Annotated in this window: 16 protein-coding genes; 13 read left to right on the forward strand and 3 right to left on the reverse strand. The window is 39.5% G+C overall.

Features of this window, described 5'->3' with window-relative positions:
* Position 1 precedes the first annotated feature (1 nt).
* Genes EHQ49_RS10890 through EHQ49_RS10920 form a run of 7 tightly spaced genes read left to right on the forward strand, consistent with a single transcriptional unit; the run spans position 2 to position 7,740 of the window.
* Positions 2 to 583, forward strand: a complete 582-nt coding sequence (locus EHQ49_RS10890; RefSeq protein WP_135579287.1) for a hypothetical protein — start codon at positions 2 to 4, stop codon at positions 581 to 583.
* Positions 580 to 2,157 carry an AAA family ATPase gene (locus EHQ49_RS10895; RefSeq protein ID WP_135579289.1) on the forward strand — a complete coding sequence of 526 codons (1,578 nt, stop codon included), beginning with the start codon at positions 580 to 582 and terminating at the stop codon, positions 2,155 to 2,157. The genes EHQ49_RS10890 and EHQ49_RS10895 overlap by 4 nt, the downstream gene beginning before the upstream one ends.
* On the forward strand, positions 2,154 to 3,095 hold the full coding sequence (locus EHQ49_RS10900; protein WP_135579291.1) for a hypothetical protein: 942 nt from the start codon (positions 2,154 to 2,156) through the stop codon (positions 3,093 to 3,095). Before EHQ49_RS10895 ends, EHQ49_RS10900 begins: the two co-directional genes overlap by 4 nt.
* The gene (locus EHQ49_RS10905; RefSeq protein WP_135579293.1) at positions 3,096 to 4,748 is read left to right on the forward strand and encodes a vWA domain-containing protein; all 1,653 of its coding nucleotides are present in this window, start codon (positions 3,096 to 3,098) and stop codon (positions 4,746 to 4,748) included.
* Positions 4,723 to 5,274, forward strand: a complete 552-nt coding sequence (locus EHQ49_RS10910; protein WP_135579295.1) for a hypothetical protein — start codon at positions 4,723 to 4,725, stop codon at positions 5,272 to 5,274. Before EHQ49_RS10905 ends, EHQ49_RS10910 begins: the two co-directional genes overlap by 26 nt.
* A 28-nt stretch (positions 5,275 to 5,302) precedes the next feature.
* A complete protein-coding gene (locus EHQ49_RS10915; RefSeq protein ID WP_135579297.1) occupies positions 5,303 to 6,715 on the forward strand; it encodes a phenylacetate--CoA ligase family protein in 1,413 nt (470 codons plus the stop codon).
* Positions 6,712 to 7,740, forward strand: coding sequence for an AAA family ATPase (locus EHQ49_RS10920; protein ID WP_135579299.1), 1,029 nt, complete (start codon positions 6,712 to 6,714; stop codon positions 7,738 to 7,740). Before EHQ49_RS10915 ends, EHQ49_RS10920 begins: the two co-directional genes overlap by 4 nt.
* Here EHQ49_RS10920 and EHQ49_RS10925 read toward each other — a convergent pair.
* Genes EHQ49_RS10925 through lmtA form a run of 3 tightly spaced genes read right to left on the reverse strand, consistent with a single transcriptional unit; the run spans position 7,703 to position 9,574 of the window.
* Positions 7,703 to 8,554: a hypothetical protein gene (locus EHQ49_RS10925; RefSeq protein WP_135579301.1), complete on the reverse strand. Its 852-nt coding sequence runs from the start codon at positions 8,552 to 8,554 to the stop codon at positions 7,703 to 7,705. The genes EHQ49_RS10920 and EHQ49_RS10925 overlap by 38 nt on opposite strands.
* Positions 8,544 to 8,807, reverse strand: a complete 264-nt coding sequence (locus EHQ49_RS10930) for a hypothetical protein (RefSeq protein ID WP_135579303.1) — start codon at positions 8,805 to 8,807, stop codon at positions 8,544 to 8,546. The genes EHQ49_RS10925 and EHQ49_RS10930 overlap by 11 nt, the downstream gene beginning before the upstream one ends.
* 5 nt (positions 8,808 to 8,812) lie before the next feature.
* Positions 8,813 to 9,574, reverse strand: a complete 762-nt coding sequence (gene lmtA, locus EHQ49_RS10935; RefSeq protein WP_135579305.1) for a lipid A Kdo2 1-phosphate O-methyltransferase — start codon at positions 9,572 to 9,574, stop codon at positions 8,813 to 8,815.
* 47 nt (positions 9,575 to 9,621) lie between these two features.
* Between lmtA and EHQ49_RS10940 the strand changes: the two genes are divergently transcribed.
* The 6 genes from EHQ49_RS10940 to EHQ49_RS10965 all read left to right on the forward strand — a co-directional run.
* Positions 9,622 to 10,878 (forward strand): 1-acyl-sn-glycerol-3-phosphate acyltransferase, encoded by a 1,257-nt coding sequence (locus EHQ49_RS10940; protein ID WP_135579307.1) that lies wholly within the window; start codon positions 9,622 to 9,624, stop codon positions 10,876 to 10,878.
* Positions 10,878 to 11,525 carry a hypothetical protein gene (locus tag EHQ49_RS10945; RefSeq protein WP_135579309.1) on the forward strand — a complete coding sequence of 216 codons (648 nt, stop codon included), beginning with the start codon at positions 10,878 to 10,880 and terminating at the stop codon, positions 11,523 to 11,525. Before EHQ49_RS10940 ends, EHQ49_RS10945 begins: the two co-directional genes overlap by 1 nt.
* Positions 11,526 to 11,556: 31 nt before the next feature.
* Positions 11,557 to 12,192, forward strand: a complete 636-nt coding sequence (locus EHQ49_RS10950; protein ID WP_135579311.1) for a rubrerythrin — start codon at positions 11,557 to 11,559, stop codon at positions 12,190 to 12,192.
* 83 nt (positions 12,193 to 12,275) lie between these two features.
* The gene (locus tag EHQ49_RS10955) at positions 12,276 to 15,506 is read left to right on the forward strand and encodes a SpiroCoCo family coiled-coil protein (protein ID WP_135579313.1); all 3,231 of its coding nucleotides are present in this window, start codon (positions 12,276 to 12,278) and stop codon (positions 15,504 to 15,506) included.
* 11 nt (positions 15,507 to 15,517) lie between these two features.
* Complete coding sequence (locus EHQ49_RS10960; RefSeq protein WP_135579315.1) at positions 15,518 to 15,721, forward strand: hypothetical protein; 204 nt, start codon at positions 15,518 to 15,520, stop codon at positions 15,719 to 15,721.
* Positions 15,722 to 15,760: 39 nt separating this feature from the next.
* Positions 15,761 to 15,998 (forward strand): M24 family metallopeptidase (locus EHQ49_RS10965; protein WP_244241450.1); only part of this gene is annotated, 238 nt, incomplete at its 3' end.

Raw genomic sequence — 15,998 nt, forward strand, 5'->3', positions numbered from 1 at the left:
TATGAGACTCGCAATCGTCCTTCCCATAACCTTCGCCATTTTTCTTCTTCTCTTCGGGAATTATTATCTATTTTCCGGAACAAAAAAAAAGATCAACCAATACAAAGAAAATCCGCCGTTCCGAATTGAAGACACAACAGGATCAAATGGCATTCACTTTTTGTTAGACAAAGATAAAAATACGGTTTGGAGAAAGAAACAAAATGGTAAGGACGATTTTGATTTTTTCTTAGAAATGAAATTGTCACATTTTTGGGATGGAAGTCTATTCCAACCGCGGAAGTTTCAAACCCTTACTGTTTTTGCTTGCCCTGGAGAAAGTTTACCTGCCTTCCAAATGCGATTTTTATTACGTGAAAGTATTAACGTAGATAAAGAACTAAGAATGCCAAAGGACGAGCTAACGTTTGTTTACCGGTTCGAAGAAAAAAATCAATCTAAAGTTTCAATTTTATTGTCCAAACTACCTAAATTCCAAAAAGAAACCAACTACCCAGAAAATATCTATATCCTTACACCTGAATTCAAACTGAAATCACAAGAAGGTTGTATCTCCGAAGTAGAACTTGAGGAGGTTCTATGACAAACCCTCCGAGTAAAATCTCAGAATCCCCCACCATTCCAAAAACTAAAACAGCTGATCGTAAATTCGATATCAGTTCTTTATTAGAGGATGGACCCCTTCCTCTTTCCGGTGAAAAAAACCATACCATAGGGCTCGATGAAAAACTACGAAAGGCTTATTTTTGGATTACCAATTTTGCCATCATCAATCCGTTCTATGACATTGAATACAATGACACTCCACCATTAAAATTTACAATTGGAGATTCAAAATCAACAATCACTTTACCTACGGCGCAAAGTTATTCTAGTTTTGTTTTACTTCCTCTTCTCACTCTCATCGTAAGAGGTAAATGTTTGTTAGTTGGTGGCCCCGGAAGAGGAAAAACTGCATCTGCCATTCTTATGGGAGTGATTGCAGGATACCCAATCCGAGAGATCAAACGTGCCATCCAACATGGACAACCCCAAATGACAATCACTGATTTACTTGGGAACCCACTCCCCAGTGATATGATGCAAGCAAAGTCCATGGATGAAATCAAAATCGCATGGAGGAAATGGCTCGGAATGCAGGTAAAAATTATTGATGAATACAATCGCATTCCCACAAGAACACAGTCCGCCCTCCTCACGATTATGGGGGATAATTATGCAGAAATATACGATCAAATTTTTGAATGCCCGGAGGCTGCATGGTATCTCACCGCAAACGACGATGCAGGCGGAGGAACCTACCAAGTCATTGAAGCACTCCGAGATAGGATTGACATTGTAGTTAAGGCCCCACATTTTAACACGCGTTTTATCAAAGATTTAATCCAACGTGTAGAAGAAGGATACAAACCAGAGGCACTTGTCCCCAAAGAAATTGTTTTTTCAGAAGAAGAAATCAAAACCATAAACGAAGAAATTCGAAATGTTGTTTTTCCTCCAAAACTTCGTCGCAGAATGGAATTTTTTACATCCCAGTTCGAATTTATGGAATATGCGGGAGAACAATTAGAATACAAAACAAAAGACACCGCCAAACTAAGTACAGTTGATTTTTCAACACTCAGTTCTGCAGAAACAGGTAAAGACAAAAATAAGGATTTAGGTTCTCAAACTAAAAACGGCCTGAGTGTTCGAGCGATTTTTACTTGTATCAATTATGCAAAAGCCCTCGCGTATTTTCGAGGCCTAAATGAAGTCAGCCTAGATGATTTAAGCCACGTTTTACCTTTTGTTCTACATGATAAATTGGTTCAAAATTCGGATTCACCTTTTTTTGAAGATGTTGAACATAAAGTGTATCGAAGTGACCGCGTGAGTTGGATCAGAAAACTCTTTAGTTTGTCCCTCAGTGAATATGATAGACTTGGTCTCGACAAAAACGATACCATAAGTAATCTCTCGACCAAATTCGAAGAAGGTTTGGAAGGACTTTCCGCCAAAGACACCAAACAAAGATTAATAGAGATAGAACGAGAAATTGAATCAATGGCAAAACAACGTAAGTTGTACGGACATATGTTTGATGATTTATTACAACTTAAATATCTACACCAAAGATATACAAACTATCTAAAGTGGGCGGAATCAAATGTATGAACCAAAAGATTTGGAAAGAAGTTCTTTTAAAAAATCGAGATGTTTGTAACAACCTTGTATTTGGTGAAAAAAAAACAAACTCCCATTTTGCAGAGGAAATCCTTGCCGAAACCTTGGCTCCTTTTTTTGATTCACTCCCCGAAACAAATGATAAACCAGGATCGGAAGTCATAGTCCTTTCCCATTTCCAAACTTTGTTAACTCTGATCTCCAAAAACTTTTTTAAACAAAACCATCCGATCCCCTCTCTTTTTTTTGAAACCATACAGTTGTTTGGTCCCCTCTTCAAAGAAAATCTAACAGAACCGATATCCTACTTGGCCAACGTCCTTGTCAAAATTGAAGATCCAAAAAAAGAACTTTTCCTAAAAAGAATTCACTCATTTGCCCCGTTCACATCCTCAGTAGGAGAATGGAAAACCCTTTTGACTGTTTTTGCTTGGGCCAGTGGAAAACCAGAATACCGGCTCGAGGCAAAAACACAATTTGATTCTCTTTCCTTAACGCTAAAAAAAGAAATCAGTCGACTCGTCGGAATTACGGAAGAGACTTTGTCCCATCCTTTTCCTAAAAGAAACAATCCACCAAAAGAGACTGATCCCGTCCATTTCCGAGTGGTCCCCGGATACACTCTGTTTGGTGGCTCGTTTCAAGAGATCCCATCTCTCTACTCAGAATCTGACTCTGTAGTTGTGGTATCTGGACCAAATTGTTTTTCATTGTATTTAGATCAATTTGGGACAAACGTAATTCCAAAAGAAATAATCCAAACTCCGCAAAAACCAAACGGAACCATCCGTTCTCCCTTTTGGAAACTTATTGTTAGTAAAAAACTAGATCTAAAGGAGATTTTATCTGCGGTAGAATCCGAAGAATCGATTCTACTTACAATACCTCATTCGTATAATATTTATTTGTTTTATTTGGGTTCTACTTAGATGAACTTTGTAAAGGATTGGGAGAACCGTTGGGAAGAAGCACTCAAACTTTGGAGTGATTACGTAAAATTAACACCTGCTAAGTTTTTATTTTCTGTCTCGGAAGAAAAAACTGAGGGTCTAACTGGATCTTTTGCAGCCATACGTTTATTAGATCACAGGGTTTTACTTTCCGTAGAACAAATCAAAAAATACAAACTCGAAGATTATCCCCTAGAAATAATGGGTCATGAAATTGGCCACCATGTGTATTGCCCAGGAGATTTGACTGATCAAGCAAAACTCATTTACATCGCAAGCCTTGCTCTGCCTAGGCTCGAACACCTTACATCGAGAATTGTCAATGTTTATGAAGATCTTTATATCAACGATCATCTAAAACGTTATAACCAATTACGAATGGAGCAAGTGTATCAAAAAATTGGTAAAAACAAAGATAGGTTTTGGAATTTTTATATGAGAACCTATGAATTGTTATGGGCACTTCCCTCAGAAACTCTGACGGAAGGTAAGGTAGATGATCAAATCCAATCGGATGCTAGTCTCGTTTGCCGAATGATTCGTAACTTTCCCAATGAATGGTCGAAAGGGATGTTTGACTTTGCAAGTATTTGTTTTCCTTATTTTTTTGAATCAAAAGAGGGAAACTCATCGAATTTCGAAAAAATGTCGACCATCTTTGATACGTTAGATGCTGGAAAAGGGATGGTCCCCCCTTCCGGAATTACCGACATAGAGGTAGAATCAGAATTATTCCCGACAGAAATTGGACCCATAGCAAAAAGATCAATCAATCCAGCTGATTTTTCATCCATTTGTAAGGCTATGGGAATTGAAGCAGAAACTTCGGACATTGTGTACCAATACTACAAAGACAAAGCTTTGCCATACCTGATTCCTTTTCCGGAGCTACGAACCCCTGGTGCCAAAGAAGAAATTTTAGAAGGAAATGAACTTTGGGATCCAGGTTCCCCAATAGAAAGAATCAATTGGATTGAATCCACTATTCGTAGTCCCATTGTAGTTCCGGGATACACAACAGTAGAAGATCTCTACGGAGAAACGGAATCCTATGAAATCAAAAAGAACCCCATCGACTTAGATTTGTTTGTCGATTGTTCTGGCTCTATGCCAAATCCACAATCTAGTTTGTCCTACTTAACACTTGCTGGTGCCATTATCTCCTTATCAGCACTCAGAACCGGAAGTCATGTCCGTGTGACTTTATGGTCTGGTGAAAAAGAATACGAAACTACAAACGGATTTGTTAGAAACGAAAAAGAAATTTTGAAAGTCCTTACTGGATACTTTGGAGGTGGAACCTGTTTTCCTTTGGATCTACTGGAAGAAGGTTACAAAGAAAAGCCAAAATCAAAAAGGCATATTCTTATTATTTCTGATGATGGGATTGATACCATGTTCACCCAAACTTACCCGAGAAACCCAAGAGCCATTGCAAAAAATGCCTTAGAAAAAGCAGAAGGTGGTGGTTCCATGGTTTTACAACTCTACAATCCAAAGGGAAATTCGATCATCAACGAAATGGGAGAATCTGGATGGGAATTGTACCCTATCCAAAGTTGGGAAGACCTCATCCAGTTCAGTAAAGATTTTGTACAAAGAAATTATGTTAGAAATCAGATACTACGTTAAACAGATTCTCAATTTCCCCATCCTATCTGTGGATTTTAAAACCGTATCCTTAGATGCTTTGTGGTTTGATGCGTTAATGACAAAAAGAAAAGGAATCCTTTCTCCTGTTTTTGACAGATCACTCAACAAAATAACAAACCCCGATACGAGAGCCACCCATGTCCTTCTCACTTATGTAATCTTTGATCCAGATTCTAAAATTCCTGAATTTGATTTAAAAAAACTAACAATATTTCTTTTTGAAACGGTTCCTGAATTGTGTAAACTCGTACACCCATATACGGAATGGACAAAAGATGCAGAAAGAGCAGAGGAACTCATTAGAAGTTTGTTTCAGGCTTTGGATTTATTACCAGCTAACGAAACGAAGGTTTATTTTGAAGATCGATATCGTTCGATTGATTCAAGAGAACGTTTAAGAATCTTAGATCAAACAAAAAAGGCACAGGAACGAGCCAAAGAAATTCTACGGCAAATGAAACAAAAAGAAGAGGAAGAAGCGGCCTCTAAATACAATCGTGAATGAACTAAATAAAAATCGGAATTCCCCTCTAATGTCTGAAGTTTGGGCAGTAGAACTCGAGAAGCTGATTCACTCGCAATATGCTCCCTTTTGGAATGCGAGTATTGGGGACAGAATCGAAAGGGAAGATTTTGATTTTGTTCAAGATTTTAAAAACACATTCTACCAATCTAAAAAAAAACATACTTACATGGACCGGACCGGAGCCATTCAGTTTATTCGAAAAAACCAATTCCGATCTTCCTTTTTCAGAACCCAACTGGAAGGTTTATCACCAGATGATGATTTCGAAGCGATTCCTTTCACTACAAGAGAAGACCTACAATTAAGAATTACCGAAATCATTCCTAATGATATGGATCTAAGTCGAATGGTCGTTAATCCTACATCTGGAACAACGGGTTTACCGATCCTCGCACCAAATCATCCAAGAGCTGTAGGTTGTTATGTACCTTTAATTGAATGGACTGTGGAACAAAATGGAGTGGTTCCCAAACACAGTCCTCAGTCGACTTTCGCCGTCCAACTTTGTTACCAAGAAAAAACCATCGTGTATGCAACAACTCATAGTTTGGCGGGAGGAGCAAAGTTTGCAAAAATCAACTTACATCCGTTAACTTGGAAAAACCCTTCTGATATAAAAAATTTTATTAACGAATGTTCTCCACAAATTCTAACGGGAGATCCATATGCTTTTGAGATGGCCATGAATATGGGTTTGGATTATAAACCAGAGGTTATCCATTCCACAGCCTTGGAGTTAACAGAGAATCTACGAGATAAACTAAAAGAACATTTCCAGTGCCCCATAATCAACTTCTATTCCTTAAATGAAACCGGACCCATTGCTTATTCTTGTTCGGCAAATCCAAGTTGGATGCATATCCTCCCTCACGACATTTACCTAGAGATTGTATCAAATGAAACAGGAGAAGTGGAATCCACTGGAAATGTAGGTGAAATTGTAGTAACTGGTGGAAGGAATCCCTATCTACCCTTACTTCGCTACAAAACAGGCGATCGAGGAGAACTTCATTACGGTCGTTGTACTTGTGGTGATCACTTTCCTCGCCTACGATTGTTATCTGGCAGAAAACCAGTTTATTTTATGAAATCAAATGGCGAAACAGTCAATCCCATCGATGTTGCAAGAATCCTCCGCCGAAATCCTCATATCTATCAGTTTCAAATGGAACAATTTGCCAAAAAAAAATTTATTTGCAGGGTCTCTACTTCGAATGAATTCACAAAACTAACAGAGATAAATGAAGAATCAGGATCCATCACTCAAGGGAATACACTCCAAATTCAATTACGATCGGAACTGGAATCCCTACTCGGTTTTGGTTCAGAAGTTCAAATTGATACAAAATTCCCGTTAGATGGTAAAAAACAAATTGCCTTTATCAATTCTTACTTAGATACACTGGAAAAAACACAATGAACCACGGCTTAGTTCTTGGAAAATTTTATCCTCCGCATAAAGGGCATATCCATCTCATCACGGAAGCAAAAAAAAACTGCGACGAACTGACTGTGCTTGTTTGTTCCTTACAAGCAGAACTCATTCCTGGGGAATTAAGGTTTGATTGGATGCAATCACTGTTCCCAGATCCCAAGATCCATTTGGTATGGGTCCAAGATGAAAACCCGCAATACCCAGAAGAACATCCTGATTTTTGGAATCTCTGGCGAGAGACGATTGAAAGTCACACGAAAAGGAAAGTCGATTTCCTTTTTACCTCAGAAGAATATGGTGAGCCACTTTCGAAAGTGCTCGGTTGTAAACATACACTCATTGATCTAAACCGAAGCCATGTTCCAGTATCAGCTTCCAAAATCCGGGAATCTCCCCTAACATATTGGGAATGGATTCCCGAACTCATAAGACCTTATTTTGTAAAACGCATCGTGCTTACAGGGAGTGAGTCAGTAGGCAAAACAAGTTTGGCCGAGACCTTAAGCAAACATTTCCAAACCAATTGGATTCCTGAATTTGCACGCGAGTATTTAGAAACCAAAGAAGGACCGATGGATGAATCTGATTTTTTGCCCATTGCTAAAGGCCATCTTTTATCAGAAATAGAAATGGCAAAAACATCCAATGGTATTTTATTTTTAGATACAGATCTACTCACAACTAAAGTGTATTTGGAAAGGTATTATGAATCCGAAATTCCTTGGCTCACGGAACGAGCGTTAGGTTTAAAATACGATGACTCTCTTTTTTTGGACATTGATGTTCCTTGGATGAAAGACAAATTACGAGATTTAGGGGAAGAACGAGAATCCATGCGTACACGTTTTTTACAAGCAATGAAAGAAGCCAATCGAAAGTTTCACCTCATTCGAGGGGATTATTCTACACGAGAACAAAAGGCCATAGAAATCGTAACCCAATTGAAATCAAAACCAATGAACCCAGAAATCTTTACTTTAGAACAGAGGCGTTTGCGTAATTTTGAATGACCGTCGTTGGGAGAGGTTTACCAGTCACTAAATGTTTCATTTCATAAAGAGTTGTTCCCGTCGAACGGTTGTCAGTATTTTTAGGGCCGTAGTTGTTTCGGATCGCCTCACCCAAAACCAGGCGAATTTCTAAACTAAATCTGGAAAAACCTTGGTTGTTCTCTTCGGTTCCATGTAAGTGGTGAGAAGAAAATATAAAATAATCTCCAAAATCTCCAGAAACAGAAAATTGTTTTGAGTCCTCTGGGAAAAAATCTGGTTTTGGAAAAACTTTTTCTGCCAAACGGGCATGAGCTGAAGCCTGAAACCCACCAGTCTCCGTCCAATGCGAATAATCAAAGTGGTGAGAATTATTCGGAATGGCTTTAGAAAAATAAGATGGATAAAGTGCAAACCCCGCTCCTGGTTTCACAAGAGTGATGGGAATCCAAAGATTGATTTGGTTTTCTGGGTTGGCATACCAAGGGTCTCTATGAATATAAAGAACCGATTCGGAACCAGAAGCAGTATGAAACCCACTCGGAACACAACGAAGCCGAAATAGATCCACATACAAATCATCCGAATCCATACCAAAAGATGCAAATAAGGGAAAAAGGTAGAGTTTTAACGACTGGTTTTCATAAATCCTTGTTCGGATTTGTTTCATTCGTTCCACAAGTTCGAAGTAAGAAATTTGGGAACTAACAACGACAGGATCCCCTTCCGAGAATTCTTCGTTTATGTATTGTTTGATGGTATCTAAAAAAGGGAAGGATTCGTTTGGGCATCTACCAGAGAAAGTTTCTCCAGCGAACAATGATTCAAGTAACATTGTCCTTGGTTTGTTTCTCTATTTCTGCTTTTAGTTCGATAATACTCATGTACAAGTTGGCAAATGTTGTGAGTTGGTTCATTGCATCTTGTAAACCCGCTTTAAATAAAAGTCCGTTGTCCATATGTTCCCGAAAAATAGTAAGCGGATTTTCCGCCTCCATACTTTCTACCGTTTTTTGGTAAGATTCCATCAATTCTTTTTTATCTAAAAGAGTTTCAGGAACCTTCCAACCATTGGACAACCGACTCATAAATACTATCTACCTTCGACTTCGAGAAGTTTGGTGGTCTTTACAATGATACGAGTGACAACATAAAACACAAAACCAAATCCTAAAAACCAAGTATGAAACGGTTTCCAAATTCCAGTAATGTCTACTGCACGTAAAGATGGCTCTTGGTAATATACTTGAATCAAATCAAAAACAGTAAACACTACAATGATTCCAAATAAACTCGGATATTCGCGTTTCCAAATATTACGGAAAGAAAAATCTAAATTTGGTTTTTTATATCCAGAAAGTCTAGGAATGAAAGCAGGAGTTTTGTCTGCCCATTCCAAATATCCTTTTGCGAACTTCCCTCGAAGGAAATATTCTTCTGCGAAGATAATACGTTCGTAATATAGATAGAAGAACATGATATATACTAACGCAAAAGCAAAATCCCTGAGGATGAATACTGGGCCAAGATACATCAGAAAATTCCCTACATACAGAGGGTGTCTCACCAAAGAGTAGATCCCTGATTGGTTCACCACATCGGCAACTTGTTGTTTTGTATTTCTGCCAGAAGTGTTTTTCGGAGTGTACCCGATCGTAAAACATCTAACAAAAAGACCTGTAAAACTGACAAAAAAAGCGCCAGATAACCAATACAAATTGGACTCGTAATTCCCTTGGAAATAAGGGACATACGGTAGATACAGTAAGGAAAGAAACAAAATGACTCCTGGGATGTAGGAGCGCCATCGGAAGAGAAAATTGCCTTGTTGGTTGAGTTCTTCTATAAGTGCCATGTGAATTCGTACTTGCTTCCTTTGATTAAGCTGTCAGCATTCGTCCTATGTCAATCAAATCCTTTATCCCTGCAAAGTTCAATCTTCCTGCTTTATGGTTTACGGATCTGACACTTCCCGTCCTCAACAAAATGCTCCATAATCTTGAATCCATAGAGATTTCGGAAACCGACCAAAAGACTTTAAAATCCTTTCAAAAAGAACGACTATTATACATCTCCAATCATCCCACAACCAAAGAACCGGGAGTTGCCTACCATTCAGCAAACATCATGGGTTCTAGGTTTCATTATATGGCCGCGAGAGAGGTATTCGAATGGGCCTACGGATTTGTTGGTGACTTCATCCAATCAATAGGAGCCTATTCAGTGTTAGCTGGTGCACCGGACAGAGAATCCCTCAAAGCTTCAAGAGAAATACTTGCTTCCAAAGGCGGAAAACTAGCTCTCTTTCCCGAAGGAGAACCCACAAGCGGAATGAACGACACCCTACTTCCCTTCCAACCTGGAGTGGCACAACTGGGATTTTGGGGACTAGAAGATGCTCTAAAAAAAGACCTTGAAGCAAAAATCTGGATTTTACCAACCTTCGTTAAGTACAGAATGACCGGTTCTATCGATTCCATGCAAAAAGACATCGACCAAGCGGTAAACAAAATGGAACAAAAGTTAGGGATCGAAAAAACAGGAAAAGACATCGTTCATAGATTTTTGTCTGTAGGAAAACGAATGATCGAAAGAGAAGAAAAAGAATATGGAGTTCCTGTGGAAGAAGGCAGAGCTGATGACTTTGACTATCGATTGGGACGGATGCGCCATGCCATGCTCGACAATATTGCGAGAAAAGCCAATATCCCAAAATGGGAGGCGGAAGCCAATGCCATTGAAAAATTAAGAAGAATTCTAAGTGTACTCGAAATGGTATCGGTGGGAATGCCCGATCCGAACGGTGAACTTCCGAGTTTAGAGATGGCAACTTGGGCAAGAAAAGCCGCCACCAAAGCTTACGACTTTATCACCATCCAAACGGCTTATATCAAAGAATTACCTAGTGCAGAACGTTTGTATGAGTTTTTGTATCGTTACGAAAACGAACTTTTTGGGGAATTTAGCCCAAGACCCCACAGAGCAGTTGTTAGATTTGGAACACCATTCACGATCAATGAATATTTAAGTTCTTATAAAGAGGACAAAAAGAAAACGCTAGATCTCATTACAGATCGTCTAAGAAAAGAGTTACAGACCATGCTTGTGGAAGAAAAGTCCAAATCAAATCCATTGTTTCCGAGCCAATATATTTTTTAATGAAAACATTCAGTCGGGAACAAGTTAAAGATTGGGTCGATAAAACCCAACCTATAGAAATGACAACCTATGGTGCCTCCAAAGTTTTGGATGAAAACTTGGTAAATTTACTGGACGCACTTACAGAAAAATATGGGATCCCAGACTTATCCGCAATTCTTTTCACGATTGTTAAAGACTTAATCCTCAATGGTTTTAAAGCCAACTTCAAAAGACTTTTTTTTCAGGAAAACCAACTAGACATTCAATCCCCCGCCGACTATGAATTAGGTGTACGGATGTACAAAAGCCTAATCCTTTCTGGACGTGGAAATACATTTGAACCATTGGCTCGGGAAAAAAATCTCTATGTTCACCTCAAAATCGAACACAACGAAACCCAAATTAAATTTGATGTGAGAAACAATACTACACTTGTACGAGGAGAGATGCAAAAAATTAGGAACTCTCTATTACATGCACAGAACTACAATGATATTATGGAATATTATATCGAAAGGGGAGACAATTCAGAAGGAGAAGGAATTGGTATTGCTCTCTGCGTCATCTTACTCAAAGGAGAAGGCCTTCCCACGGACCAATTTCGGATCTACCATGAAGATGGAGAAACCATCGCTCAACTTACAATTCCCTTGAAGAAAAGCTAGCCCAAAGAAACGTATCTCACATTTTGGGTTTATGGGTTCTGCTACTGTCCTCTCGAATGATTCCATTCCTAAAGTTCTTTCTGATATCGTTGCCAACGAAACAAACCATGCACTATGGCTCAATACTCTCTCCCTATTAGAACATCTTGGTTCGAGAAAAATCCTCCTCACACAATCCAGTGAAGAAACCTCTGAGATGATTTTAAAACATGCCACGGAAGAAGCAAGGCATGCTCTCTTTTTTAAAAAAGCAGCCCGCACCATAAAGCCTAGTTTCCAATTGGGATACCAAAACTCCGCACTCGTTCGGGGAACGGCAGCAAGAATTTATTTCGCAAAACTGGATACACTGGTACGCAGAAGTTTACGCAAAGTTTTTACGGATGAAAAACAATTCACCTACCTTGCTTATTTGTACACCACCACGGTCATCGAAAAACGGGCCATGGTCGTCTATGCAGCGTACGACGAAATTTTGGACCAGACTGGTTCTCCCATTCGCCTAACTAACCTGATTTTAGAAGAGGAAGGCCACCTTTCTGAAATGAGTGCCGAAATGTTCCGTCTCGACCCGGGAGCCAAAGAACGATTGGCGAATTTAGAGACAGAAGAAGCGAAGATTTTTGTCCGATTTTGGCTCCAAATCCGTGAATTCTCGCTGAATTAAAAAAGGCTTGCGGAAAAAATCCGAGCCTGGTTTTCTTCAACCATCTTCATGCGACATAATACTATTATTGGATCTTTGAGAAAATGGGATTAGAAGTCTTTTTATTACCTTTTTTGGCAAGCGTAGCAGTGACCATTGGGCTTCGTCGTTTGGACAAATCGAACACCAAACTCTCCCAACTCAAACGTTATGCGTCCAAATTGACCGATGAAATTGATGGTGTTGCCCTTCAAAAAATCCAATTGGTAAAAGATGCCGGTATTGACCTCGACATCCTTGTCAAACAGTCCCGCAAAGTTGCCGAAGACATCCAACATTTAAGTTCAGAATCTCGCGACCTATTCGAAAAAATCCGCGCAAGTAAAGATTACCTCTCTTCTTTATCAGGTGAGATGGAACAAATTCAAGACTTAAGCACCCAAGTCCGTCGCGAAAAACAATATATGGAAGAAGGACTCTCCCAAATCAATACCCACAAACGAGAGTTACGTGAAGTATCCGAAGATATGGAAGCCCTTCATAACGAATCCATCTCCATGTTGGATACTTTCCAAAACAAACTCAATCATAGAAGTGATGAAATTTTACAATCGGTTGCACAAAAGATGGTGGAACTCGAAAGCCTTCTCGAAACCAAATCAGATTTTTTAGACAACTCTCTTTCTAAAATTGCAGAAACGGCTCGTGAAAAACTTTTGTCCCATGCAGATGTCATGGTGGGAGAAACTGCCGGACGCCTTGACCATGCTCGCAAAGAAATGGACCTACTCCTCGAGTCCATGAAATATGCGCAAGGTGACTTAGATGTTCGCCTCACAAAATTCGAAGATACCTCCTCCTTACTCTCCGATAAAGTCGATAAGTTTGATGAAAGGTTAGAAGAAAAATACCAACGAGCTTCTGGTAAGTTGGAAGAGAAAGTAAACCTACTCGAGAAAAAAATCCAAGAACGTTTTGATTCTATCTTTGACCAAGTCACTCATACAAAAGATTCTTTTATGAAGGGTTTGAGCCAAGAAACAGATGCCATCAAACGTGAAATTGAAGACTTGTCCCTCGAAACACTTTCGAAACGAGATGACATCATCAATGAAACCAGAAGGCAAGCTGATGGTATCAACCAAACCATCATCCAGTTCCAAGAAAAATATTTGGAAGCGGAGAACAAACTCCTTCGCCAAGCGGACATTCGCAAACAAGAACTCATTCGAGAAATCGAAGCCTTCTCCGAAGAATTCCATCGTATCTCGGAAGACTTAAAAGAAGAGGCAAGTTCTCTCAAAAAAAGTGCACTCCAAGAACTTAAAGATTTTGATCGTGAGTTGGATTCTGTGCGCACAAACCAAGAAACGGTAATCAAAACTTCTCTTTTTGAGTTACGAAAAGAACTTGAAGAAAGAATGAACTCTGATTTCAAACTCCAAAAGAGCGAAATGGAATCAGATTTAGAGGCAGTTCAATCACAAGTCAAAGAACTAAACGAAACCGTCACTGCACAAACCAAAGATGTGGATGATTATGTAGAAGAGTTAAAATCAGCCCTTCGTGAATCCGCTCATGAAATCCTAGAAACTGCAGAAGAAAAAGCCAAAGAATCAGAAGAAATTGTCACAGAAAAAATTCGAATCGCCAATGACAACTTAGAACAGTTTGTAAACAAATGGGAAAACGAGTTAGGTAAAATTCGAGAAGATCAAAACTATAGCATTGAAAGACTCCAAGACCGCCTAAAAGAAATTCATGTAGAAGGTGCTGACCTTCTTGGTGAATTCCAAAACCAATTCCAAAAAGCAAAATCCAATTTGGAAATGGCGGCAGAATCCAAAACCAAAGAAAGTATATCTCGTTTAGAAGAAGAAGGAAAACTCGCTCGTAGCGAAGTGGAACGAATCCTCAAACATTTAGAAGAATCTGGCGAATCCTTTTTCAACTTACAAGAAGAGAAAATGGACAGACTCAATGAAACCATTGATTCTAAAATCTCTCACCAATTGACAAAACTTCTTGATAAAGGAAATGTCCAACTAGGCCAACTCGAAGAAAAAATATCGAGCCACCTAAACACCGTCAAACGGAACCTAGACGAAAGTATCAAACGTTCCAAAGACGAATCCAAAAAACAAATCGAAACTTATCAAAGAGACTACGAAAAATCTTTCAAAGAAATTGCAAAAGAAAGCCAAGACTTCTTAAAAGATAGTTTGGATCGTTTCCAAGATTTAAAACACGAAATTAAAAATGGATTGGATGATCTAAACGATACCAAAGAAGAAACACTTTCTAGTTTCCAATCTGAAATGGAAACATTAAAAGAAGACATCTTAACCCTATCCAGTGAACTAGAAACGGTAAAAGAACATTCTGATTTATTTGCTTCCGCCAAACAGATTGCAGAGGAATCCAATCGTGCTGTGGAAGAAATTTCGGAAGCCCTCCGTGCCCTAGAAAAAGGCCGACCGGACATTGACCTTTACCAATCAGCAATTTCCGAGTTTTCAGAACTTAGAAAAGAAATCGCAAACGAATTAGAAACTTTAAAAGAAGCACAGTTCCAATCAGAAGACATCGACAAACAAGTGCAAATCCTTGCCTCAAACCTTGTCCATGTTTCAGAAACCATGGAAGGTTTTGAACAAAGCCTAACAGAAGTAAGTTCCATCGAAACTCGAGTGACCAAACTCACAACCGAACAATCTAAAATTGAAACCTTCCTTTCTTCCTTACAAGAATCACAAGATTCTGTTTTCCATTTAGTGGAGAACTTGGAAGGCCAAAAACACAATGCACGGGAACTCCAAGCCCGCCTCGACATCCTCGACCGCGAAATCGAAGTGGTGGAAGCACGGGAAAAAGAACTGACCGAAACCATTCGTAAGGCCGAAAACCGCACATCTTTCCTTGTGGAACGGGAAGCACAGATTGATTCGGTGGAACGTAAATTTGACAAAATTGAAGAGTTGCTAGGTGACCTTTCCGACCGCCACCGCCAAATCCTCACCCTCCAAAAACGTTTGGAAGACCTGAAAGAATCTTCCCGCGAAACCAAGGACGATTTGGAATCCTTACTTGGGGAAGCAGACGAAACCTTCGAAAAACTCTCCGAATTCCTGGACATTGTCCAAGGGGCCATGCAAAGTCCGGTTCCGGCAGGGAAATCTGACCGAAAAGTTTCGGGAAATCCCCTTGTCGAGAGGAAAAGAGCCACCATCCAGAGCCTCCACGACAACTACCAGTGGTCTTCCGAGGCGATTAGCGAAAAATTAAATATTGAAAAATCCCTCGTAGATAGCATCCTCGGAGTTAGAAAGAAATAACCGAGGTATCCATGTCCGAAGAACAAACAGAAACAACGTCGAAGGAATCCCTAATTGTCACTTCTAAAGTGAAAGCATACATCAAAAGCAAAGGATTTATGACTTCTGGAGACGCAATTGAGGGAATCAACGAAGAAATCTACCGTCTCCTCGACAAAGCTCTGGAAAGAACCTCTGCGAATAAAAGAACAACGGTTCGATCCACAGATTTCTAATCCGTGATTTACATTAAAAACAAATCTGAAATTGAAACGATGAGGAAGGCGGGAAAATTTGCCGCCGAACTCCTCGTCTACCTAGAACCCTTTGTCAAAGCAGGGGTCACCACTCTCGAACTGAACGATCTCGCAGAAGCCTATACCAAAAAAAATGGCCATAGATCGGCCCCACTCGGATACAAAGGGTTTCCTAAATCCATTTGTTCTTCGATCAACCATGTCGTTTGCCACGGAATTCCGAAAAAGGAAGATGTCCTCGCCAATGGAGACATTG

The sequence above is a fragment of the Leptospira perdikensis genome, assembly GCF_004769575.1.
GTDB lineage: Bacteria > Spirochaetota > Leptospiria > Leptospirales > Leptospiraceae > Leptospira_A > Leptospira_A perdikensis.

What these genes read in the sequence shown, in the direction of transcription:
- EHQ49_RS10890 (WP_135579287.1), top strand. Translation starts at nt 2, where the DNA reads ATGAGACTCGCAATCGTCCTTCCCATAACCTTCGCCATTTTTCTTCTT.
- EHQ49_RS10895 (WP_135579289.1), top strand. Translation starts at nt 580, where the DNA reads ATGACAAACCCTCCGAGTAAAATCTCAGAATCCCCCACCATTCCAAAA.
- EHQ49_RS10900 (WP_135579291.1), top strand. Translation starts at nt 2,154, where the DNA reads ATGAACCAAAAGATTTGGAAAGAAGTTCTTTTAAAAAATCGAGATGTT.
- EHQ49_RS10905 (WP_135579293.1), top strand. Translation starts at nt 3,096, where the DNA reads ATGAACTTTGTAAAGGATTGGGAGAACCGTTGGGAAGAAGCACTCAAA.
- EHQ49_RS10910 (WP_135579295.1), top strand. Translation starts at nt 4,723, where the DNA reads ATGTTAGAAATCAGATACTACGTTAAACAGATTCTCAATTTCCCCATC.
- EHQ49_RS10915 (WP_135579297.1), top strand. Translation starts at nt 5,303, where the DNA reads ATGTCTGAAGTTTGGGCAGTAGAACTCGAGAAGCTGATTCACTCGCAA.
- EHQ49_RS10920 (WP_135579299.1), top strand. Translation starts at nt 6,712, where the DNA reads ATGAACCACGGCTTAGTTCTTGGAAAATTTTATCCTCCGCATAAAGGG.
- EHQ49_RS10925 (WP_135579301.1), bottom strand. Translation starts at nt 8,554, where the DNA reads ATGTTACTTGAATCATTGTTCGCTGGAGAAACTTTCTCTGGTAGATGC.
- EHQ49_RS10930 (WP_135579303.1), bottom strand. Translation starts at nt 8,807, where the DNA reads ATGAGTCGGTTGTCCAATGGTTGGAAGGTTCCTGAAACTCTTTTAGAT.
- lmtA (WP_135579305.1), bottom strand. Translation starts at nt 9,574, where the DNA reads ATGGCACTTATAGAAGAACTCAACCAACAAGGCAATTTTCTCTTCCGA.
- EHQ49_RS10940 (WP_135579307.1), top strand. Translation starts at nt 9,622, where the DNA reads ATGTCAATCAAATCCTTTATCCCTGCAAAGTTCAATCTTCCTGCTTTA.
- EHQ49_RS10945 (WP_135579309.1), top strand. Translation starts at nt 10,878, where the DNA reads ATGAAAACATTCAGTCGGGAACAAGTTAAAGATTGGGTCGATAAAACC.
- EHQ49_RS10950 (WP_135579311.1), top strand. Translation starts at nt 11,557, where the DNA reads ATGGGTTCTGCTACTGTCCTCTCGAATGATTCCATTCCTAAAGTTCTT.
- EHQ49_RS10955 (WP_135579313.1), top strand. Translation starts at nt 12,276, where the DNA reads ATGGGATTAGAAGTCTTTTTATTACCTTTTTTGGCAAGCGTAGCAGTG.
- EHQ49_RS10960 (WP_135579315.1), top strand. Translation starts at nt 15,518, where the DNA reads ATGTCCGAAGAACAAACAGAAACAACGTCGAAGGAATCCCTAATTGTC.